Annotated in this window: 19 protein-coding genes; 14 read left to right on the forward strand and 5 right to left on the reverse strand. The window is 30.8% G+C overall.

What is annotated here, in order from left to right; translation table 11 throughout:
* Positions 1–12 precede the first annotated feature (12 nt).
* A complete protein-coding gene (locus ACWJJ2_RS01255) occupies positions 13–2,937 on the forward strand; it encodes a DNA topoisomerase IV subunit A (protein ID WP_462953736.1) in 2,925 nt (974 codons plus the stop codon).
* Between the two features lie 35 nt (positions 2,938–2,972).
* Here the strand turns inward: ACWJJ2_RS01255 and ACWJJ2_RS01260 are convergent, their stop codons facing one another.
* The gene (locus ACWJJ2_RS01260) at positions 2,973–3,440 is read right to left on the reverse strand and encodes a GtrA family protein (protein WP_165412140.1); all 468 of its coding nucleotides are present in this window, start codon (positions 3,438–3,440) and stop codon (positions 2,973–2,975) included.
* 157 nt (positions 3,441–3,597) lie between these two features.
* On the opposite strand from ACWJJ2_RS01260, the gene ACWJJ2_RS01265 reads away from it, so the two are divergent.
* Together ACWJJ2_RS01265 and recJ are read left to right on the forward strand one after the other, a co-directional pair.
* Positions 3,598–4,857, forward strand: coding sequence for a M16 family metallopeptidase (locus ACWJJ2_RS01265; protein WP_216303994.1), 1,260 nt, complete (start codon positions 3,598–3,600; stop codon positions 4,855–4,857).
* A gap of 2 nt (positions 4,858–4,859) precedes the next feature.
* Positions 4,860–6,629, forward strand: coding sequence for a single-stranded-DNA-specific exonuclease RecJ (gene recJ / locus ACWJJ2_RS01270; protein WP_462953737.1), 1,770 nt, complete (start codon positions 4,860–4,862; stop codon positions 6,627–6,629).
* A gap of 151 nt (positions 6,630–6,780) precedes the next feature.
* Here the strand turns inward: recJ and ACWJJ2_RS01275 are convergent, their stop codons facing one another.
* The 3 genes from ACWJJ2_RS01275 to ACWJJ2_RS01285 all read right to left on the reverse strand — a co-directional run bounded on the left by ACWJJ2_RS01275 (position 6,781) and on the right by ACWJJ2_RS01285 (position 7,678).
* A complete protein-coding gene (locus tag ACWJJ2_RS01275) occupies positions 6,781–6,963 on the reverse strand; it encodes an alpha/beta-type small acid-soluble spore protein (protein WP_165412137.1) in 183 nt (60 codons plus the stop codon).
* A 291-nt stretch (positions 6,964–7,254) separates the two neighbouring features.
* On the reverse strand, positions 7,255–7,440 hold the full coding sequence (locus ACWJJ2_RS01280) for an alpha/beta-type small acid-soluble spore protein (RefSeq protein ID WP_165412136.1): 186 nt from the start codon (positions 7,438–7,440) through the stop codon (positions 7,255–7,257).
* A 52-nt stretch (positions 7,441–7,492) separates the two neighbouring features.
* Positions 7,493–7,678 (reverse strand): alpha/beta-type small acid-soluble spore protein, encoded by a 186-nt coding sequence (locus tag ACWJJ2_RS01285; RefSeq protein ID WP_165412135.1) that lies wholly within the window; start codon positions 7,676–7,678, stop codon positions 7,493–7,495.
* A 222-nt stretch (positions 7,679–7,900) separates the two neighbouring features.
* Here ACWJJ2_RS01285 and ACWJJ2_RS01290 point away from each other — a divergent pair, with 222 nt between their 5' ends.
* The 11 genes from ACWJJ2_RS01290 (at position 7,901) to ACWJJ2_RS01340 (ending at position 20,357) form a co-directional block, all read left to right on the forward strand.
* Complete coding sequence (locus ACWJJ2_RS01290; RefSeq protein WP_220285943.1) at positions 7,901–8,974, forward strand: undecaprenyldiphospho-muramoylpentapeptide beta-N-acetylglucosaminyltransferase; 1,074 nt, start codon at positions 7,901–7,903, stop codon at positions 8,972–8,974.
* Between the two features lie 175 nt (positions 8,975–9,149).
* On the forward strand, positions 9,150–10,541 hold the full coding sequence (locus ACWJJ2_RS01295) for an MBL fold metallo-hydrolase RNA specificity domain-containing protein (protein WP_216302461.1): 1,392 nt from the start codon (positions 9,150–9,152) through the stop codon (positions 10,539–10,541).
* 236 nt (positions 10,542–10,777) lie between these two features.
* Positions 10,778–11,203, forward strand: coding sequence for a flavodoxin (locus ACWJJ2_RS01300; RefSeq protein WP_216302462.1), 426 nt, complete (start codon positions 10,778–10,780; stop codon positions 11,201–11,203).
* A 208-nt stretch (positions 11,204–11,411) separates the two neighbouring features.
* Positions 11,412–14,924: a pyruvate:ferredoxin (flavodoxin) oxidoreductase gene (nifJ, locus tag ACWJJ2_RS01305; RefSeq protein WP_220285942.1), complete on the forward strand. Its 3,513-nt coding sequence runs from the start codon at positions 11,412–11,414 to the stop codon at positions 14,922–14,924.
* 151 nt (positions 14,925–15,075) lie between these two features.
* Positions 15,076–15,486: a DUF1292 domain-containing protein gene (locus ACWJJ2_RS01310; RefSeq protein ID WP_165412130.1), complete on the forward strand. Its 411-nt coding sequence runs from the start codon at positions 15,076–15,078 to the stop codon at positions 15,484–15,486.
* A 146-nt stretch (positions 15,487–15,632) separates the two neighbouring features.
* Positions 15,633–16,277 carry an HAD-IB family hydrolase gene (locus ACWJJ2_RS01315; protein ID WP_216302464.1) on the forward strand — a complete coding sequence of 215 codons (645 nt, stop codon included), beginning with the start codon at positions 15,633–15,635 and terminating at the stop codon, positions 16,275–16,277.
* A gap of 113 nt (positions 16,278–16,390) precedes the next feature.
* Complete coding sequence (locus tag ACWJJ2_RS01320; protein ID WP_216302465.1) at positions 16,391–17,269, forward strand: aminotransferase class IV; 879 nt, start codon at positions 16,391–16,393, stop codon at positions 17,267–17,269.
* Between the two features lie 271 nt (positions 17,270–17,540).
* Positions 17,541–18,296 carry a hypothetical protein gene (locus ACWJJ2_RS01325; protein WP_216302466.1) on the forward strand — a complete coding sequence of 252 codons (756 nt, stop codon included), beginning with the start codon at positions 17,541–17,543 and terminating at the stop codon, positions 18,294–18,296.
* Positions 18,297–18,345: 49 nt separating this feature from the next.
* Complete coding sequence (locus ACWJJ2_RS01330; protein WP_462953738.1) at positions 18,346–19,095, forward strand: protein-glutamine gamma-glutamyltransferase; 750 nt, start codon at positions 18,346–18,348, stop codon at positions 19,093–19,095.
* A gap of 40 nt (positions 19,096–19,135) precedes the next feature.
* A complete protein-coding gene (locus ACWJJ2_RS01335) occupies positions 19,136–19,288 on the forward strand; it encodes a hypothetical protein (protein ID WP_216302468.1) in 153 nt (50 codons plus the stop codon).
* Between the two features lie 289 nt (positions 19,289–19,577).
* The gene (locus ACWJJ2_RS01340) at positions 19,578–20,357 is read left to right on the forward strand and encodes a hypothetical protein (protein ID WP_216302469.1); all 780 of its coding nucleotides are present in this window, start codon (positions 19,578–19,580) and stop codon (positions 20,355–20,357) included.
* Positions 20,358–20,428: 71 nt separating this feature from the next.
* Here ACWJJ2_RS01340 and ACWJJ2_RS01345 read toward each other — a convergent pair whose 3' ends face one another.
* Positions 20,429–22,075: a putative manganese-dependent inorganic diphosphatase gene (locus ACWJJ2_RS01345; protein ID WP_216302470.1), complete on the reverse strand. Its 1,647-nt coding sequence runs from the start codon at positions 22,073–22,075 to the stop codon at positions 20,429–20,431.
* Positions 22,076–22,393: the final 318 nt, after the last annotated feature.

Genomic DNA, 22,393 nt, shown 5'->3' on the forward strand with positions numbered 1-22,393 from the left:
GGGATTTGCTAAATGGCAAAAAAAATTGATGTACCTAGAGATAATAATATAGTAATGATTCCAATTGAAGAAGCTATGCCGGATAACTATCTTCCATATGCCGTGGAAGTTGCAAGAGAAAGAGCACTGCCAGATGTACGCGATGGTTTAAAACCAGTGCATAGGAGGATTCTTTATGGAGCATATATGCTAAAGGCATTTCCAGATAAGCCTTATTATAAATCAGCAAGAATAGTTGGAGATATTCTTGGTAAATACCATCCGCATGGAGATAGCTCTGTTTATGGTGCCATGGTAATACTAGCTCAATCTTTTGCCACAAGAAAACCATTGATAGATGGCCATGGGAATTGGGGAAGTCAAGATGGGGACAATGCAGCTGCAATGCGTTATACGGAGGCAAGGCTTTCTCCTATTGCTCTTGAGATGATAAGAGATATTGATAAAGGCGTTGTGGATATGGTAGATAATTATTCCGATACAGAGAAGGAACCATCGGTACTTCCATCAAGATATCCAAATCTATTAGTAAATGGAACTTTTGGTATAGCAGTAGGAATAGCAACAAATATACCACCTCACAATTTAGGAGAGGTAATTGATGGGTTACTCGCTTATGCGGATAATAAGGAGCTTACAACAAAAGAGCTTATGCAGTATATTAAAGGTCCCGATTTACCAACAGGAGGAGTAATAATTGGCAAAAATGCTATGGAATCTGCCTATGAGACTGGGGAAGGCAAGGTAACGTTACGTTCCAAAATGAAAATTGAAGCTTTAGAAAGTGGACGACTTGGCATAGTTATTACGGAGTTTCCATATAGAAAAAACAAGGCGAAATTACTTCAATCTATTTCTGATATGACAGCAGATAAAAAACATTTAAAATCTTTAGAGTCTATTGTAGACATTAGAGATGAATCTGATAGAAGCGGACTTAGGTCAGTAATTGAATTTAAAAAGTCAACAAATAAGGAAACTGCCACCAAGGTACTTAAATATTTAATGATGAAAACAGAACTTCAGTGCAATATATCTTTTAACATGGTAGCTTTGGCCAATGGCAAACCCCAAACTATGGGGCTTAAAACCATATTAATGCACTACTTAAATCACCAAAAGGATGTTGTTACTAAAAGAACCCAAAGAGAACTAGAAGTTGCAGAAAGTAGATTCCATATTGTAGAAGGATTTATTAAGGCTGTAGATGTAATGGATGAAATAATTGCAACAATTAGAAGCTCAAAATCTAAAAAAGATGCTGGACAGAACCTGATAGATAAGTTTAATTTTACGGCGCTTCAAACCGAAGCAATACTTGAACTGATGTTATATAAGCTAACAGGACTTGAAATAAAGATATTTTTAAAGGAATACAAAAAATTAGAAATACTAATTAAGGGGTATAAAAAAATTCTTGAAAATGAGAATGAACTTCTTAAAGTAATAAAAGCAGAAATCTCAGAAATTAAAGAAAAATATAATGATCCGAGAAGAACGGAAATTATTGAGGATGATAGCCAAGCTAAAATAGAAGTAGAAGATATACTAGTAGTAGAGGATGTTATGATAACTTTATCTAACGAGGGTTATATAAAGCGAGTGCCTATGAAATCCTATAATAGATCAAATATTAACATAGAAGATATAGACTATAGAGAGGGAGATTTTAATACATATTTACTACAGACCAATACTAAAGATACATTAATTATCTTTACTGATCTAGGCAATATGTATCAACTAAGAGGAGATTTAGTGCCGGAATATAAGTGGAAGGAAAAGGGCGAAAGAATTGATACCCTTATTCGCGGGATAGATTTAACAAAAGAAAAGGTGGTTTCTTGTTTCTTATTGGGAAACTTATCAGCTAATAAGGAATTTATGTTCTTTACTAACAAAGGAAACATAAAGAAAACAGAGTTAGATAAATTCATTACGGGTTATACTAAATTATTAGCTTTAAAACTAAGAGAAAATGAAAAGCTTCTTGAAGTTAAGTTAATCCCTGTGGAAAGACAGGAAAGGTTTATAAAGATAGTAACTAAAGAAGGCCTGGAATTTTGTGTAGAAGAACCTATACTTGAAGATGTTCCTAGAAATATATTGGGTACTCAGTTATTTAATTTAACGCAAGGAGACGTTGTGGTAAAATTAGAATTTACAGAGGGTTATGATTATAAAGAATTTAATTTTAGTATAAATGCAAAAGGTGCAATAAAAATATCTAGTAAAAAAACTAATACTCCATTAAGCACTTATACCAAATCATCGGCTACATTGCTTATATTTACGGAAAAAGGATTAGTACATAAACTACCGAGTTATATGGTTCAGAATATTAATAAGAAAGGCATATGTATTAATACTTTGCTGGATAATTTCAATATTGATGATAAAATAATAGGGATTATGTCTGTTGATGATTTCAACGAAGAAAGAAGTATATATCTTTTTACAAAGAAAGGATTTACAAAACGAACTAAAATTTGTGAATTAGATGGGGATTTCTTCTCTACGTTGGTGTGCAAACTTAAAACAGAAGAAGATAAATTAATCTTTGTAAAAATTAACTTAGATAATGTAGATAAAGATGTGTTAATGGTGACAAAAAAGGCAATGTGCATAAGATTTAACGTAAATAACATTAGTTTTATGGGGAAAGTTGCATCTGGGGTAACAGGCATAAGCTTAAAAGATGATGATGAAGTTATATTTGTAGATTTGGTAAATTCAGTAACGGAAAAGGTAGATGGCTGTAATGAAATAGTTGTGACGCTTGACGAGAATTTAAGCTTAACAGTCAATTCATTTAAAGGGGAAAAAAAGATTATAAGACTTGAGGATATAAACGTTCAAAATAGAGCAGGTAGAGGTAAAAACTTAACCAGTGCTCTCATAGATGATTATGTAGAGGAGGTTATCTTAGGCATCTGAAAAAATATAAATAAGACATGCAATAAAAGTTAATTTTAGCATGTCTTCTTTTTATTAAAAACAAAAAACTTGTTAATTAAAAAACCAAGTAGGCCTATAATGGTAGAATCTATTAGGATACATATGTTAAACCACAAGTGGTTTAAGTGTATTATATTACTATGGTAATGCAGAAGAGAAATTAAAGGATTCCTACTTGTTAATAGCACTAACATAGAGCTGTTTAAAATCATACTAAAAAATAGTACAGATGCATATTGAAGGTAGCCTTTTTGCTGCGGAGTTTCTTTAAAGGTGAACTTCTTATTTAATTTATAACTAGAAATTGAATAAACTGAGAATGCGATTATGTTAAAAACAAACAATATTTTTCCATGCGTTATGCCTGTGGTAAATGAAAGAATATTTAGTATTATAATTTCTATTATAATGTTAGTAGCACCAACTAAAGTATAATTTATAAATTGAGATAAGGACTGCAGTGTTTTATTTTTATTATTCATAGAACTTTATTCTTAAATAAAATATGTTAAGAAATTAGTCACCACCCTTTTTATGAAAAGAATATTATGATGCACTCATACACATTAGTGTACAACAAAAGAAAACAAAATAAAAGGAAAATATTTTAAAAACAAATAAAAGAAGGAAAGTGGATGTATGGAAAAAGTAATATTTGAAAATGGAATAAAGTTATTGTACAAGAAAGCGGAAAATAATTTAACTTCATTTACAATAGGGTTTAATGCAGGGGCAAATCAAGAGAAAAGTGAATATTTAGGAATTGCTCACGTGGTAGAGCATATGCTTTTTAAGGGGACGGCTTCTCGCACGGAATATGAAATAAACAAATTATGTGATGAAACCTTTGGGTTTTGTAATGCGATGACTAATTATCCCTACGCAGTATATTACGGAACCACATTAGATGAAGATTTTGAAAAGGGGTTTGAAATTTACTCTGATATTCTTTTGAATCCTTCATTTAAAGTGCATGGGTTCAAAGAAGAAATAGAAGTGATCAGCGCTGAACTAAAAGAATGGAAAGATGATTCGTACCAGTTTTGCGAAGATTCCATGCTCTATAATGGGTTTGAAAAGCGAAGAATAAAGAATTTAATTATAGGTACAGAGGTAAGCATCCGTGCTATAACCATTAAGCAAATCAAAGATTTTTATGAGAGGCATTACACCTCGGATAATTGCGTAGTAAGTGTAATATCTTCCATGGGCATTAAAAAGGTTTCAGAGATAGTGGAGAAGTATATGGGTAATTTAAATCCTAAATTATCTAGTGGGAATGACCATTTGGAAAGGGATAAAGGGTGTCTATATGAAATTAATAAGCCAGGCACCTATTTTCAATATAGAGATGACTTGCAAGGTGCAAAAATCCAATATTGTTTTCCAATACATGATTTAAACCAGAGAGAAATTAGTGCTTTAAAGCTATTTAGCTTAGCTTTTGGAGAAGGTACAAGCAGTATTTTGTATGATGAAATTAGGACTAAAAGAGGGCTTGTATATGATATAAGTAGCAAAATAAAAAATGAAACAGGAATAAAACTTTTCACAATAACCCTTGGAACTTCATGTGAAAATGTTAAAAAGACCATAGGAATTATTAATGATGAAATTGAAAAAGTTAAAGATCTTAGGAATTTTTTTGATAAGCAGTGTATTTTAAAGCTATGCAAAAGTTACAAATTAAGAAGAATGATAGCCCTTGAAAAATCTATTCAAACTAGTGTAAATTTATGTGTATATGAAATTATGTATGGAGACAGTTCACAAATTTTCTCGGAATTTGATGGTATGAGAAACATTGTGGATGAAGAAATAGTGAGAGTAATTAACAAAGTTTTAGTGAATGCTACTATACAGGTTTTAACTACATTTCAGAAGGAAAGTGGGAAATAAATATGGGAAAAAAGTGGTTGATAAGGAATACTTCTAAAGACATTAGTTCAATAGCTAAAAGTTCAGGTGTAAGTGAGGTTATAGCTAAGATTCTAATTAACAGGGGGGTTAATAATGAAATAGACATAAAAAAATTTATGAGAGCAAGTATAGAGGATTTGTATGACCCATTTTTAATGAAAGATATGGGGAAAGCTACAGATTTAATTAAATTAGCAATTGAAAACAATGAAAAAATTGTAGTATATGGTGATTATGATGCGGATGGTGTTACTAGTACTGTTATAATGTATAAGGCATTAAAATATTGTGGCGCAAATGTAGAATACTATGTTCCGGATAGGGAACATGAAGGTTATGGAATAAATATTGATAGGATAAGAAAACTAAATGAGCAAGGTTTTGAAGTGATTATAACTTGCGATAATGGAATCGCAGCTACTGAGCAGGTTAAATTGGCAAAGGAACTAGGAATGATTGTCATAATAACTGATCACCATGAATTATCATTTGAAGAAGATGATAAGGGCATTCGAACTTTCAAGGTTCCACCAGCAGATGCTATTATTAATCCAAAGCAAAAGGAATGTAATTACCCATTTAAACAATTGTGTGGTGCAGGTATTGCTTTTAAATTTGTACAAGCACTATATATAAAACTTGGAATTAATAAGGAATATGTAAAGGAATTTATAGAAATAGCAGGAATAGGTACTATTTGTGATGTGGTAGATTTAATTTCTGAAAATAGAATAATTGCTAAAAATGCTTTAGTTATGTTAACAAATACAAAAAATCTTGGGCTAAAATGTTTAAAGGAAATTTTAAGCATTAATGATAAAGAGATAAAATGTTATCATGTTGGGTTTCAAATAGGACCATGTATAAATGCTACTGGAAGGTTAGAATCGGCAGCGATTTCAGTAGAATTACTTCTATGCGAAGAAGAGACTAGAGCAAAAGAACTAGCTAAAACATTATTTGAACTTAATAAAAAAAGACAAGAGATGACAACCGAAAATGTGGAAGAGGTAATAGAACTTATACATCACTCCACTTTTAAAAATGACAAAGTGTTAGTAATTTATAAAGATACTATTCATGAGAGCATCGCAGGAATTGTAGCAGGCCGTGTTAGGGAAACTTTCAATGTACCAACAATAATTTTAACTAAAGGAAAAGAGAACCCAAAAGGTTCAGCAAGATCTATTGATGAATACAATTTATTTGAGGAATTAATAAATTGCGGAGAGTTACTTGAAAAATTCGGGGGTCATCCAATGGCTGCGGGTTTATCTATAAAAGAAGAAAATATAGAAAAATTGAGGTGGAAATTAAATTCTCTTTGCAAGTTAACCAATGATGATATTGTACCTAAGGTACGAATAGACCAGCGAATGCCATTAAACAAAATAAATTATGAGATGATTCATGAATTAGAAATTTTAGAGCCTTTTGGTAAAGGAAATTCAACCCCATTACTTGCAGAAAAAAATATTCCTGTTTTAAAAATAGATATATTAGGTAAAAATGCAAATACATTAAAAATAAAATGCGTAATGCCCGGTGTAAATAAAACAATTAATGGAATATGTTTTAATAGAGTGGAAGAATTTATAGAAATGCTAAAAGATAAATATGGAGAAGAATATATGAACTATCTTAAGAGCCCAAAAGGAATGAAAATAGATTTAATTTTTTCACCTCAAATTAATGAATATAACGGATATAAATCTATTCAATTAAAAATCTTAGAATTTAAACTTAGTTAAATTATTTCCTACGGAGCTGCATCTTTTTCAAGCTAATCGCCTAATGAGCTATCATCTCTTTCAGAGATGTTATCTCCGGCAGAGCTGAAGCCTTCGTTAAATAAAGGTACATAGACCTTGGTCTATGTACTTTTATCATATTATTTTTAAATTATAAATTTTTCTCATATTGCTCTACCATTTTTTTTACCATCTCTCCACCAACAGAACCGCATTCTCTAGAAGTTAAGTTTCCATTATAATCAGTAAAATTTACTCCTAACTCTTTTGCAGTTTCCATTTTAAATGAATTTAATCCAGCTTTAGCTTCAGGTACTAACTTTCTGTTTGACATTTGTTAATCACTCCTTTTATATTTTATTTTTGTTATGATAGTATCTTGTGCAGAAATTTATAAAATATAATAGAATACTTAAGGGAAATAAGGTAAGTACAACATTTTAAATTAATACCTGTTAGCATATGAAATATTTTAATAACATGCATATAATTACATGTAATTAAGTTGGATTTTACTTCAATGTATTTAAATAAAGAGTACATATATTTATACAACTTAGGTCAAAATAGCAAAGTTAAGAGGCATATAACTAGCATATACCTCTTAACAATTTAGAATTTTAAATTATAAGTTTTTTTCGTATTGTTCTACCATTTTTTTAACCATTTGTCCACCAACAGATCCATTTTGTCTAGAAGTAAGATCTCCGTTGTAACCCTCTGTTAAATTAACTCCAACTTCTTGAGCAGCTTCCATTTTAAATTTGTTTAAACCTGCTTTAGCCTGTGGTACTAATGTTTTGTTTGACATTTATAAATCACTCCTTCTATATTTTATTTTTTTACTGACATAGTGTTTCTTATTATAAGTTCTTTTCGTATTGTTCTACCATCTTTTTAACCATTTGTCCGCCAACAGATCCATTTTGTCTAGAAGTAAGATCTCCGTTGTAACCTTCTGTTAGATTAACACCAACTTCCTGAGCAGCTTCCATTTTAAATTTGTTTAAACCTGCTTTTGCTTGTGGTACCAAATTTCTGTTTGCCATAATAAATTCCCTCCTTTTTTTTTGTAATTACTTTATGATAGTAGTTTATCCCTATATTCGATTTTTATATTAGTGAATTGAAGGGTGATTTTGAAAATTATAAACCCTTTAGCAAATTATGGATAAGATGATTTTTAATAAATACTAAACTTTTTAGTCTAATTGGTATATAATGATTTAGTACATACTGCATAAAGTATGTTTTTTAGAAGGGGTGTTAAAGTGGAAAAACACAAAATAATAATGACCGGTGGCGGTTCAGCAGGACATGTAACACCAAATCTTGCACTTATACCAAAACTTAAAATGCTAGGTTATGAAGTTGAATATATTGGTACAAAAGAAGGTATTGAAAGAAAGATAATAGAGAGTGAAAATATAAAGTATTATCCTATATCTAGCGGGAAACTCCGAAGATATTTTGATGTGAAAAACTTTACAGATCCTTTAAAAGTAATTAAGGGTATATTTGAAGCAAAAAAAATAATAAAAACACAAAAACCGGATATTGTTTTCTCTAAAGGCGGATTTGTTTCCGTACCTGTAGTGCTTGCTGCATTTTTTAATAAAGTACCTGTAATTGCTCATGAATGTGATATTACACCAGGACTTGCTAATAAATTAGTAGCTCCTTACTGCACAAAAGTATGTGTAACTTTTCCAGAAGCATTAAATGAAATAAAAAATGGGAAAGGGGTAATAACTGGTAATCCTATAAGATACGAATTGTTCGAAGGAAGTAAAATAAAAGGGAACGAAATATGCGGATTTAAAAATAAAAAGCCAACATTAATGATTATTGGTGGTAGTTTAGGCTCTAAAGTTATAAATGAAGTGGTGAGGTCAATGCTTGAAAAATTAATTTTGGAGTATAATATTATTCATATCTGTGGAAGTGGTAATTTTGAAAAATCACTCCAAAGTAAAAATGGTTATAAGCAGTTTGAATACACGACGGATGAATTGCCTCATTTATTAGCTAGTGCAGATATTGTAGTCTCTAGAGCAGGAGCAAATGTCATTTTTGAACTCTTAGCACTTAGAAAACCTAATTTATTAATTCCATTATCAGCTAAGGCTAGCCGTGGCGATCAAATACTTAATGCAAAATCTTTTGAAAAAAGCGGTTATAGTATGGTTATTCAAGACGAGGAGTTAACGCCTGAAAATTTAGAAATGAAAATTAAAGAACTGTATAATGGTAGGTATAAATATATTGAAAAAATGAATTCTAGCAACACTGAAAAAAGCATTGATTTAATAGTAGAATTAATAGAAAAATATAGGAAAAGATGAAGAAAGTAAAATTTCTTCATCTTTTTTTATTTAATAAAATCATAAATATTATTTAAAAAGCAACATTTTTTATATAAAAAACAAAAAAGAGTGCAAACTGTAATTATAAGAATATGTTTTTGCTTATTATATAAATATAAAATATTTTTACAATGTAAAATAAAGGAGAAAAAAGATGGAACTTCAATGTTTAGGAGCAGCAGAATGCGTTACAGGGTCATGTCATTTGATAAAAGTGCGAAATAAAACTATTTTATTGGATTGTGGATTATACCAAGGAAGAGACGGAGACCATGGAAAAAATGAAAAGTTTCAATTTAACCCGAAAGATATAGATTTAGTTATATTATCTCATGCTCACATAGACCATAGTGGTAGAATTCCTTTACTATATAGGAAGGGATTTAAAGGCGAAATAATTTGCACAAAAGCTACAATGGAATTATGTCAGGTGATGCTAACAGATAGTGGTCATATTCAGGAGATGGAAGTAGCGTGGAAAAATAGAAAACTCAAAGAAAGAGGGTTACAACCTAAAGAAACATTGTATTCTTCCAAAATTGCAGAAGAATGTTTAAAACTCTTTAAAAGTTATTCATATAACGCAGAAATAAAACCTTTCGATGGATTAACAGTTATCTTTAAGGATGCAGGGCATCTATTGGGGTCAGCTATTATAGAGCTTCAAATGGAAGAGAAAGAAGGCTCAAATATTAAACTTGTTTATAGTGGTGACTTGGGTAATTTTAACATACCGCTTATAAATGATCCTACATTTATTGGCGCTGCAGACTATGTAATTATGGAAACAACCTATGGTGATAAAGTGCATAATAATTTCGAAAATGTAATGAAAGAATTATCAGATATAGTAAAAAAAACTTTCGATAGAGGAGGAAATGTTATAATCCCATCTTTTGCAGTAGGTAGAACCCAAGAGGTTCTATATGCATTGAATAAGTATATTGAAGAGGGGCTGGTTAAAAACTGCTACGTATATGTGGATAGTCCTCTTGCGGAAAAAGCGACAAAAATATTTGAAAATAACAGAGAAATTTTTGATGATGAGGCAAAGGAATTAGAAAAACATGATACTAACATACTGGATTTTGAGGGGTTAAAATTTACTCATTCCTCAGAAGAATCTATGGAATTAAATAAAATGCAAAGGGGGATAGTAATAATATCTACAAGCGGAATGTGTGATGCAGGTAGAATAAAACATCATTTAAAGCATAATTTATGGAGAAGCGAAAGCTCAATAGTATTTGTAGGATATCAAGCTGAGGGTACTTTGGGTCGTGAAATTTTAGAAGGGAATAAAATGGTAAAAATTTTTGGGAAAGATATTTCGGTTGCAGCGTCAATATATAATTTGCAAAGCCTTTCTGGCCATGCAGATAGAAATGGTTTAATTAATTGGATAAAAAATATTGAGGGAAAACCTAAACAGGTTTTTCTTGTACATGGTGACGAAAATTCTCAAAAAAGTTTTAAAGAATTATTAGATTTAAAAGGATACGAGTCTGTAATTGTTAAGAGTGGAGAAAAATATAAGCTAGAATAACGAGTAAGACCTTATAGTATTGATAAAAAAATAACAATTAATGGCTAAAATTGATATATTCTAATATGTAAACGTACAGTAGGATGCTAGTGGAAGTCAGTTGTTTTATTATTGTATGAAAAAAATAAAGAAGAATACACCAATTATAACAAAAAAACTTGAATATTTTTCATTTTGATGTATAATTAAGGGGTAATATAAACTATCTAATAATATGAAAGTATGGGGTGATAGTAATGAAAAAATTAACAATAATTTATTTGAGCAATGGTGGAAACGTTGAAGTTTTAGCTAATCACATTGCTAAAGGTGCAAAAGATGCAGGGGCTGAGGTTCTAGTTAAATTAGCTAGTGAAGCTACAGTTGAAGATGTAACTAGAGCAGATGCAGTTGCGTTTGGAAGTCCATCAATGGATAATAATAGAATTGATCAACTAGAGATGCAACCTTTTATTGATAAGTTTAAATTAATCCCAATTAATAATAAAGTCACAGCTTTATTTGGATCTTATGGATGGGATAATGGAGAATTTATGAACAAATGGGTAAGTCTAATGAAAGAATATGAATTTAATGTTATACAAAGCTTAACTGTTAATGAAGCTCCTACTAATGAACAATTAGTTAAAGCAGAAGAAATGGGTAGAATGTTAGCTAAGTAACTTTTTATTACAGAAATATGTAATAATGAGGTAGTTTGCAAATTATGTAGATTATAAAAGCCTATCATGGCTAGCTAATGCTTAGGAGTGTTAGCTAGTTTTGCACAAAACCTGTTAGAAAGTTATTATTTTAGGTGTAGAGTTATTTTTAATACAATACGCTTATTTGTAATTCTGATAAAATTATTTAAGAAAGAAGGCCTATTAAATGAGAAAAATGAAAACTATGGACGGGAATACAGCAGCAGCACACGTTGCCTATGCATATACTGATGTGGCAGCAATTTACCCAATAACACCATCTTCAACAATGGCAGAGTATTGTGATGAATTAGCAGCTAAAGGAACAAAGAATGTATTTGGTCAAAAAGTTAAAATGATGGAAATGCAATCAGAAGCGGGAGCTGCAGGAGCAGTTCATGGTTCACTTCAAACAGGAGCATTAACTTCAACTTTTACTTGCTCTCAAGGATTATTATTAATGATCCCAAATATGTATAAAATAGCAGGAGAACTTTTACCTGGAGTATTCCATGTAGCTGCTAGAGCATTAACTACTCACGCACTTAATATTTTTGGAGATCATCAAGACGTAATGGCTACAAGACAAACTGGATTTGCTTTACTTGCATCTAATAGTGTACAAGAAGTAATGGATCTTTCACCAGTTGCTCATTTAACAGCTATCGAAGGGAAAATTCCTTTTGTGAACTTCTTTGATGGATTTAGAACTTCTCATGAAATACAAAAAATTGAGGCATGGGATTATGAAACTCTAGGAAGTTTGTTAAACAAAGAATCACTAGAAGCATTTAGAAATAGTGCAATGAATCCAGAACATCCTGTAACTCGTGGAACAGCACAAAATCCAGACGTTTATTTCCAAGGAAGAGAAGCTTCAAACACATTCTATGATGTTCTTCCAGAAAAAGTTGAAACATGTATGGGAAAAATAAATTCATTAATCGGAACTGACTACCATTTATTTAATTACTATGGTGCACCTGATGCAGATAGAATAATAATAGCAATGGGATCAGTTTGTGAAACAATTGAAGAAACTATAGATTATTTAAATGCAAAAGGAGAAAAGGTTGGAGTGCTTAAAGTACATCTTTTCAGACCATTCTCATTAGATCATTTCTTTAAATACATACCTAAAACAGTTAAGAAAATATCAGTACTTGATAGAACAAAAGAGCCAGGATCAATTGGAGAACCATTATTCCAAGATGTTAGAAGTGCTTATTTTGATAAAGAAAACAGACCAGTTATAGTTGGTGGAAGATATGGACTCGGTTCAAAAGATACTACTCCAGCTCAAATTGTTGCTGTATATGATGCTTTAAAAGCGGAGTCTCCAGTAAATAACTTTACTATAGGAATAGTTGATGATGTTACTAACAAATCACTTACAATTGGAGAAGCTATAACAACAACACCTGAAGGAACTAAAGAATGTAAATTCTGGGGCCTTGGATCAGATGGTACTGTCGGAGCTAACAAAAGTGCAATAAAAATCATAGGAAACCATACAGATATGTTTGCTCAAGCGTACTTTGCATATGATTCTAAAAAATCAGGTGGAGTAACAATTTCTCACTTAAGATTTGGTAAGAAAGCTATAAAATCAACATATTTAATTAGTTCTGCAAACTATGTTGCTTGTGGTAATCAAGCTTATGTAACTAAATATGATGTTTTAAAAGGAATTAAAGATGGTGGAACATTCCTATTAAATTGCATATGGAATATGGAAGATTTAGAAATACATTTACCAGCTTCAATGAAGAGATATATTGCTAATCACAATATCAACTTCAATACTATTGATGCAGTTGGAATAGCTGGAGAGATAGGTCTTGGCGGAAGAGTTAACATGATAATGCAATCTGCTTTCTTTGAACTTGCAGACATTATCCCTGTAGAAGATGCAGTTAAGTATCTTAAAGCAGCTGTTATTACATCTTACGGTAAAAAAGGCGAAAAAGTTATTAACATGAATAATGCAGCAATTGATAAAGGTGTTCAATCAGTTGTTAAAATTAATGTTCCAGAGAGCTGGAAAACTGTTAAAGATAATAATGAAACAGAAGAAGCTAGACCAGATTTCGTTAAAAATATTGCTGATGTAATGAACAGACAAGAAGGAGACTCTTTACCAGTTAGTGCATTTGTTGGAATAGAAGATGGAACACTAATGCCAGGAACAGCTGCATTTGAGAAGAGAGGAATTGCTGTTAATGTACCAGAATGGCAAGTAGATAAATGTATACAATGTAATCAATGTGCGTATGTATGTCCACATGCTGTAATAAGACCTTTCTTAACAAATGATGAAGAACTTAAAAATGCTCCAAAGACTTATGAAAGTAAAAAAGGTGTAGGTAAGGGTTTTGAAGGTCTACATTTTTCAATAGGTATAAGTAATGAAGATTGTAGTGGCTGTGGTAACTGTGCAGAAGTATGCCCTGCAAAAGAAAAAGCTTTAATCATGAAGCCATATGCGTCTCAAGTAGATAAAATGCCAAATTGGAAATTCAATATAAATTTACCTAAGAAAGAAAATCCAATGGGAACATCAAATGTTAAGGGAAGCCAATTTGAGCAACCATTAATGGAATTCAGCGGAGCTTGTGCTGGATGTGGAGAAACACCATATGCTAAACTTATTACTCAATTATTTGGAGATAGAATGCTCATTGCGAACGCTACAGGATGTTCTTCAATTTGGGGAGGAAGTTCACCAGCTTCACCATACACAGTTAATAAATGTGGTAAGGGACCAGCTTGGGCTAACTCATTATTTGAAGATAATGCTGAATTTGGATTTGGAATGTTCCTTGGAACTAGCCAATTAAGAAATAAAGTTGAAATGTCAGCTAAAGAAGCATTAACAATGAAAACAAGTGATGAATTAAAATCAGTTCTTAATGAATGGATTGAAAATAAGGAAGATGCTGAGGGTTCAAAAGCTGCAACATCTAAAATGCTACCATTATTAAACGCTGAAAAAGACAATAATGAAGCATTAAAAGAAATATTCAGTAAGAGAGATCATTTAGTTAAAAAATCTCAATGGATATTTGGTGGAGATGGCTGGGCTTATGATATAGGATTTGGTGGAGTTGATCATGTATTAGCATCTGGTGAAGATGTAAATATATTTGTATTTGATACAGAAGTATATTCAAATACAGGAGGTCAATCATCAAAATCTACTCCAACTGCTGCTGTTGCGAAGTTTGCAGCAACTGGTAAGAGAACTAAGAAAAAAGATTTAGGTATGATGGCAATGACTTACGGATACGTTTATGTTGCTCAAATAGCTATGGGTGCTGATAAAGCTCAAACACTAAAAGCTATAAAAGAAGCAGAAGCTTATAAAGGACCATCACTTATAATTGCTTATGCTCCATGTATCAATCACGGTCTTAAGGTTGGAATGGGTTGTACACAACTTGAAACTAAGAGAGCTGTTGAATCTGGATACTGGGCTATGTATAGATTTAATCCAACTTTAAAAGAAGCAGGAAAGAATCCATTTATATTAGACTCTAAAGAACCAACTACTTCATTTAGAGAATACTTAATGGGTGAAGTAAGATATTCTTCACTAGCAAAAACATTCCCAGAAGTAGCAGAAGAATTATTTGTTAAAACAGAAAATGATGCTAAGGAAAGATTAGCAGGATACAAAAAACTTGCTAGTGAAAAATAGTATTTAAAATTATAAAGTAAAAGGAAGATGGATTAAATTTCATCTTCCTTTTACTTTTAAATAAAATAATAAAAAGAATTCAAAAAACCCTTTTATTATTTTATCATTTAGGGTAGAATTAAACTATACTCAAAGTAGGAGGTACTACATTATGAATGAAGATAAAAAAACATCATGCGGATGCGGATGCGGTGATCACGAACAGGACCAAGAAAATAAAGGTTGTGGATGCGGTGGTCATGAACATGACGAGAATGAAGGCTGTGGATGCGGTGGTCACGAACATGACGAGAATGAAGGTTGTGGATGTGGTTGTGGCGAGGGCGAAGCTTTAACAGTAGATTTAGAAGATGAAAATGGGAACATAGTTCCTTGTGAAATAGTAGATGGATTTACTTATAAAGATAATGAATTTGCGCTAGTTCAAAATCCTGAGGATGATTCAATATATCTTTTCAAAGTAATTGGAGATGAAGAAACAGGTGAGTTAGTTATCCCTGAAGATGAAGAATTCGCAGAAGTAACTGCATATTATGAAGAATTGATTAAAAGCGAAAAGTAATTCTTAAAAAGAGTCGTTGCAAATGCATCGGCTCTTTTTAAGTTTTTTTAAAAGAATTAATAGCGATCTTATGGTAATAATGTTAATATTGTTGCTTTAAAAGTAATATTGCGGCGGCCCAGGAGAGGATTAAAGGAGGATAAATAATGAAAGAAAAATTAGCTATTTTTGATGTGGATTACACTTTAACAAAACGCGAGACTTTAGTAGAATTCTATTTTTTTATGATAAAAAAGAACCCTAAATTCATAAGATATCTGCCTAAAAGTATATTTTCATCTATATTTTACGTTTTTAAGATATATGATGCTTCAAAAGCTAAAAAAACCTTTATAAGATTTATTGATGGCATAGAAGAAAATGAAATGAAAAAGATAGTCAAAGAATTTTATGAAACACGTTTAAGCAAAATATTATATAAAGATGCTATAGATACCATAAAAAAAATGAAGATACAGGGATACAAAATTTATTTAATTTCTGCATCTGCTGAATTCTATTTAAATGAATTCTATAATATAAAGGAAGTGGATAAAGTAATAGGGACGAGGTTCGTTAAGGAGAATGGCTTACATAGAAATAAAATTTCAGGAGAAAATTGCAAAGGGGAAGAAAAAGTAAAGAGACTAAAAGAAATCTTGAAGATAGAAAATATCGAAATTGATTTTGAAAACTCCTATATGTTTTCTGATTCTCTATCAGATTTACCTCTTTTTAATTTAGTGGGACATCCTTATTTAATAAACTTCAAAAAAACACAGGATAAGATTGAAATTTTAAAATGGAAGTAGTAGGATATTTATAGAGGTTACTTTAAATTAGTATTACTCGTGATGGGTTGATATTAATTATTATAAGATACAATTAGTTAATCTATCTTTCAAAAAAACAAGGAGGGGTTTATATGGATAAGTGTATAAATGCATATTTTTTATTCGGAGGGGAAATTAAAAAATGTGAGGAATTTGAAAATTACCATAGAAGTAAAGGGAAATCATTATATGAAGTTATAAGGATAAGTGACGGAATCCCCATTTTTCTTATGGAACACTTAGATCGTCTTTACGATTCCGCAAAAATTATGAAATACAATTTAACTATTACTAGGGATGAAATTATAAATGAAATTCTTAAACTAATATATAAGAATAAAGCTCAGGTTGGAAATATAAAATTAGTTATAAATTATAGCCCAAGCGACGAGAAATGCAATAATAAAAATGACTTTAATGAAAAGGTTTTATTATATTTTTTGCCACATTCTTACCCTTCAAAAGAGCAGTACGTGGAAGGCGTAAAAACTATTACTTATCATGGAGAGCGAAGTAACCCAAATGCTAAAGTTATTAATAGTGTTTTTAGAGACAAAGTAAATGAGCAAATAAATAGTAAAGACGTATATGAAGCAATTTTAGTGGATGATGAGGGATTTATTACGGAGGGCAGTAAATCTAATATTTTTATGGTCGAAGGCTCAACAGTCGTAACATCAAAGGTTGCAAATGTATTACCTGGCATTACAAGACAATTTGTTATAAAAACCTGCGAAAAGTTAAATATCGTGTTTGAAGAAAAAAACATCCATGAAAGGGACCTTGAATCATTGACGGGTTTGTTTATTTCCGGAACCTCTCCAAATGTACTTCCAATAAAAAATGTGGATGAATTTTCTTTTGATTCATCAAAAAATCAAATAATAAATTCAATAATGAAGAAATTTGATGATGAATTAACAGAAGATAAACAGAAATTTGTAAAGTTTATTCACAATAGAACGACTTAGGCTATTGCCGAGATACAACAATTAAGATTTTAGGAACAGTTAACGGGAGGCGTTTTAACGGATATAAGTGTACTATCAATGGTAATGAGTCAATCAAGGGTACAACAGTCTGCTGGGATAGTAGTGATTTCTAAAAAATAAATCCATCTATTTATATTTTTTGATCATTTTAATATAATACTTTTAACATAATTGCTACATTGATAATACTATATGATGTAGCCATTTATTTATATAAAAATCAAAAATAAAATATGAAGGTGGAGATTATATGTATTTAGATAGCGTAAACACCTCAATTTCTTCAAAAATAGAATATCTACATTCTAATCATAAAGAAATTTCTCACTCTGATTTGAAAGATATGTTTGAAAAAGGAATAGCTCAGCATGGGTTAAGCAATCAGCATGATGAATTTTTAGATCTTACTGCCAGACTTTTAATAAAAACCCACAAGGATAAAACGATTTTACATACTATAGTAGACATGATTTTTTTTAGAAATAGAGAAGGTCTTTTTACTCATGATCTAATTTGGGCTTTCTTCCAAGCAAGAGAGCCCTGTAGCTTAATGTTAATTGCAAATTATTTAGATTCAGATGACGTAAACGATGTTAAATTGGCACGCAAACTTCTAGACTTTGTACCTTCCATAGATATGAATGTGGGAGAAGGTAGTAAACAACATAAAGCTTTTTTTTACTGGCTTAAAGAGAATTATCCGTTTTTATATTTTACTGGGGAAAGTTTTCAAAGAACCAGTAAACCAATACCCTATATCGTAGTTTTAGATGCAAAATATCTGTGCAGACGGGTATCACTTTATACTAAAAAACCACTCATACCATACACTGCAAAAGAAAAGAACTTATTAGGTTATTTTAACAACTTAGATGAAAACAACAAGCTATTGTTATCGAGATTCTCACTTAGAATTCATCATGAAAGCATATATTTATGGAAATCATGGATTAACCATTCCATAAATAAACAAGTACGCATTGCAAAAGCTAGCTTAAGAGATTAGTAATCTATAATTATTGTTCTTAATATAAGGAATATAGGGAGGTTAGTAAATGATAATAATTTCCAACAATACTTATAAATCTGATACTTTTATAAATGAATATAAACCAAATAATATTGAGAAAGATATCATTAGAAAGATGGGTTTAAGTAAAGAAAAGTATGAATATGATTCATTAGATCAATTACAGTTCGAGTTAAAATTACGAAATAATATTGTTATTGCTGCTAAAAAACTCAATGAAGGTGATATGTCCTTTAAAACCTTTCGTAAATCAATGTGTAATCTTGATTATTGGGATCGTACTGATGAAGGGGGGTTTATATTAAAAAAGGGAATAACTCCCAGTGCAGCCATTGAGGATATTTCTATAAATAGTTCAAAATATGGTACTGAATGTGCCACTGCAATAATCATTATTTATTATCAAGCATTGCTTAATATATTTTCTGAGAAACTTTTCAATGAATTGTTTCCAGAAATACAATTAATGAATTGGCATTATATGGATAAAATCCTTGAGAGTGCAGGTTATTTAGAGAAGCAAAGTGATTATTTCCCAGGGGATAGAAGATACTTTAATAACCCCGATGTAGATCCAGTAAGGCCTGAATGGCAAGGAGAAAATGTTATAGACCTAGGTAATGGGATTTATTTTGGACATGGTATAGGCATAGGAACTGCTAATGAAATAATTAGTGATTTAAATGAACTTAGAATAGAGGGTGCAAAAATATCATCTTATTTATTAGATTCAGCTGCACGACTAGATTTTAAAGCTTTAGCCGCTATAAAATAGCTATTGATGTCCATTAGATTTGGGGGTTATTCCTCAAATATTGAGATCTTTAGAGCATAAAACTGATGTTATATCAGTTGATCAGGAAAATTTGAAGCGTGAACTTGCAGAAACTAAAGGTGAAGTTAAGAGTATGAGAAAAGACAATTTTAGTGTGGATTCACATGGTGTTGTAACTCAAAGAGAGCTTTAACTTAGATCTACTACTTTAAAAACTGCTGAGCAAATCCGGCAAATGGCTAATAACCTTCGGGTCAAATAAATTTATTTTTGTATAAGATGTACTTCTAATAGTATGTCTTATTTTTGCTTGCCAGAAATAATTAAAAAATGGTTTTAATTAAAGCAAACCCTTCATATATTATTAGTAAGTACATAATAATATAATCGATAGTGGTAACTAACTTATGAAAAAAACAGGGTTTAAAATAGATAAACAAAAATAGTGTTAACACTATCATATAATCATAGGAGGGATGAAAATGGGAATGGGATATACAATTGGATGTTTAATTAGTATATTGCTATGGAGAGTAGATAGGCAAGGGTTGTTTGGTTTTATTAATGTAAAGTTGAAGGAAAAAATTAAGAGTATATATATGCTGCAGTTTTTATATTTATGTGGAGTAATAGCTATATATAGTGGGATTACTTTTCTGGCAGGCGTTACTTTTATAAAAAGCAATCAAGTATTTAATGCTATAACAGCGTTTATGGTAATAGATATAAGTAATACAGAGCGGAAAAGTTTAAATAATACTGAAAGAAAGCATTTTTACGACACAATATCTACTATATCTAGATCACTTATATGCGGATTTATTGCGCCTTTATTTTATATTCTAATACTAGGAAATGGCGCAGCTATTGTATTTACTTTACTCTATATTATAAGCCTTGACAAGGAATTGAACATACTAGGTATATTGCTGACATGTGCTACGATAATCCCAGCAATAATCGCAGAAATATTTTTATATATAATTTATGTTTTTAGAAACCAAAAAGTAAAGATAGATTTTAAAGGAGATTACGCTAATAATATTTGGAATAAACCTATTCTAAATGTTGATATTTTAGCCGCGTATATAGAATCTGTTAATTTTTATTTTCATTATAATGGTAATGACATGCACTATCTGAAAAGTTATGGTGGTTATAGTGACAAGGTTGATGATGCATGCATTAAGGATTATTTAAGTATAAGTTATTCTATATGTTTTATAGTTTTTACTGTATTCTTAGTTCTACAATTTTTATAGGGGAATTTTTAGAATTATAATATATATAAATAAAAACAAAGCATATATTATAAATAATATATGCTTTGTTTTTATTTGTTTATTTTACTTAGGGCAGCTGTAATAGGGGGTATAACTTGTTTTTTTCTTGAAACTATACCAGGAATATATACACCGCTATCAGTTAGAGTAACATCAAAGGCTTTTGAAATAATGTCCTTATGTTCCCCTGTAGCTATTAATACTGAACCGCCATTTAATATATCAGTTAGCATTAGTAAAATCAAGTCATAGCCACCTTCTTTGGCTTTTTTATTCATTAAATCTATCATGCTATCTTTCAGTGGGTCAAAGCCTTCAATATACATTGTACCAACTTGTGATACTCCTATTTTAAAAGTATTAAGGGTAAAGGTCTTAAAGTCTTGGTAAAAAATTTCTTGAGCGGTTTTACCCTCAAGTGATGTACCGGCTTTAAACATTTTTTTTGCAAACTCTTCCACATTTAAATTAGCAATTTGAGCTAATTTATTTAAAATAAGTTCATCGACTAGTGTAGAGGTGGGAGATTTTAGTAGTAATGTATCAGAAATTATTGCTGCACATAGAAGACCAGCAGTGCTTTTTGAAGGCCTAATCCCATTATCAAAGAATATGGATGCTACGATTGTTGAAGTGCTACCTACAGGTTCATTTCTAAAATATATAGGCATGCCAGTTTGCACATCTGCAATTCTATGATGATCAATTATTTCTAGTATTTCAGCATCTTCTATTCCTAATACAGATTGGGCTTTTTCATTATGGTCTACAAGTATGATTTTTTTTCTGTTTTCTGATATTAAATGGTATCTAGATATACTTCCAATGACTTTATTATTTTCATCAGTAACAGGATAACTTCTGTATCTAGTCTCAATCATAATATGCTTTATTTCATCAATAAAATCTTCTGTATTAAAGCTTACAATATTTTTTTTGCTCATAACATAATCGATGGGGATACTTTGAGTTATTAGTCTAGAAGCTGTAAAAGTATCAAAAGGGGTTACTATTATTGTACAGTTATTAGTTTTTGCAAGTTCAATAACTTCATCTGTTGGAGAATGGTTTCCTGTAATTATTAAAAGCGAAGCATTACAATTAATTATTAAGAGCTGGGTATCTTCTCTATCTCCACATATGGCAACATCATCAGCCTCAATTACAGATTTTGTGCTTTCTGGATGCATAGCAGCTACAATAATTTTTCCAGTTATTTCAAATGCATCTTTTGGTTTGCACACGCATTTAGCTGATAGAGTATCTAAAATATTATCAAGAGTTGTATTGCTTTTGGCAAGAATAGTATTGTCCCAAACATCTAAATAGCTTGCAGCAAGATTCGAAACTGATGCCACACCAGCTAATTGATCATGTTCGTCGATAACGGGTAGAGTTTTAGTGCCATTTTTTTTCATAATGGACCAGGCCATTTTAAGAGAAATATCTGGTGAAATTGGAGCTACAACGTCTATATCTAAATCAGAAATTTGCGTTTTAACCGTAGTTATAAGCTCAGGCTGATCTACATTAAAGTAGTTAAGAATAAATTCCGTTTCGCTATTAACTTCACCGAGTCTTATAGGAATTGCAGGTATTTTCCCCATTTTATTTTTAAACTCTGCATAAGCAATAGCAGAGCAAATAGAATCAGTATCTGGATTTCTATGGCCAGTAATATAAATAATGTTTTTCACGTATGGGCCTCCTTGTATTGTTCTTGAGAATATAACAATTATTAGTTGTTATACTCATTGTCATTTTTAATTAGCAATCGTTGCTAATATTATTTTATAATCAAACTCTTATATTGTAAAGAAAAAACCAATGTTAATTAAATAATACACTATATTCTGTTCATATGTAAGTGAATAAATACATATATTAGTATGAATAGAAAATATAGTGACTTATGGGAGCGGCATTGGTTAGCAAATGTTATCTATCTTAGACAAGTATAAGGAGGGTAAGAAAGTGATTAACGAACAAGTGCCAAATAATAATACAAAGGATGA

The organism is Clostridium sp. CM039, assembly GCF_055081075.1.

Bases quoted from the DNA above. Each gene is read 5' to 3' on its own strand.
- ACWJJ2_RS01255 (WP_462953736.1), top strand. From the start codon at position 13: ATGGCAAAAAAAATTGATGTACCTAGAGATAATAATATAGTAATGATT.
- ACWJJ2_RS01260 (WP_165412140.1), bottom strand. From the start codon at position 3,440: ATGAATAATAAAAATAAAACACTGCAGTCCTTATCTCAATTTATAAAT.
- ACWJJ2_RS01265 (WP_216303994.1), top strand. From the start codon at position 3,598: ATGGAAAAAGTAATATTTGAAAATGGAATAAAGTTATTGTACAAGAAA.
- recJ (WP_462953737.1), top strand. From the start codon at position 4,860: ATGGGAAAAAAGTGGTTGATAAGGAATACTTCTAAAGACATTAGTTCA.
- ACWJJ2_RS01275 (WP_165412137.1), bottom strand. From the start codon at position 6,963: ATGTCAAACAGAAAGTTAGTACCTGAAGCTAAAGCTGGATTAAATTCA.
- ACWJJ2_RS01280 (WP_165412136.1), bottom strand. From the start codon at position 7,440: ATGTCAAACAAAACATTAGTACCACAGGCTAAAGCAGGTTTAAACAAA.
- ACWJJ2_RS01285 (WP_165412135.1), bottom strand. From the start codon at position 7,678: ATGGCAAACAGAAATTTGGTACCACAAGCAAAAGCAGGTTTAAACAAA.
- ACWJJ2_RS01295 (WP_216302461.1), top strand. From the start codon at position 9,150: ATGGAACTTCAATGTTTAGGAGCAGCAGAATGCGTTACAGGGTCATGT.
- ACWJJ2_RS01300 (WP_216302462.1), top strand. From the start codon at position 10,778: ATGAAAAAATTAACAATAATTTATTTGAGCAATGGTGGAAACGTTGAA.
- nifJ (WP_220285942.1), top strand. From the start codon at position 11,412: ATGAGAAAAATGAAAACTATGGACGGGAATACAGCAGCAGCACACGTT.
- ACWJJ2_RS01310 (WP_165412130.1), top strand. From the start codon at position 15,076: ATGAATGAAGATAAAAAAACATCATGCGGATGCGGATGCGGTGATCAC.
- ACWJJ2_RS01315 (WP_216302464.1), top strand. From the start codon at position 15,633: ATGAAAGAAAAATTAGCTATTTTTGATGTGGATTACACTTTAACAAAA.
- ACWJJ2_RS01320 (WP_216302465.1), top strand. From the start codon at position 16,391: ATGGATAAGTGTATAAATGCATATTTTTTATTCGGAGGGGAAATTAAA.
- ACWJJ2_RS01325 (WP_216302466.1), top strand. From the start codon at position 17,541: ATGTATTTAGATAGCGTAAACACCTCAATTTCTTCAAAAATAGAATAT.
- ACWJJ2_RS01330 (WP_462953738.1), top strand. From the start codon at position 18,346: ATGATAATAATTTCCAACAATACTTATAAATCTGATACTTTTATAAAT.
- ACWJJ2_RS01340 (WP_216302469.1), top strand. From the start codon at position 19,578: ATGGGAATGGGATATACAATTGGATGTTTAATTAGTATATTGCTATGG.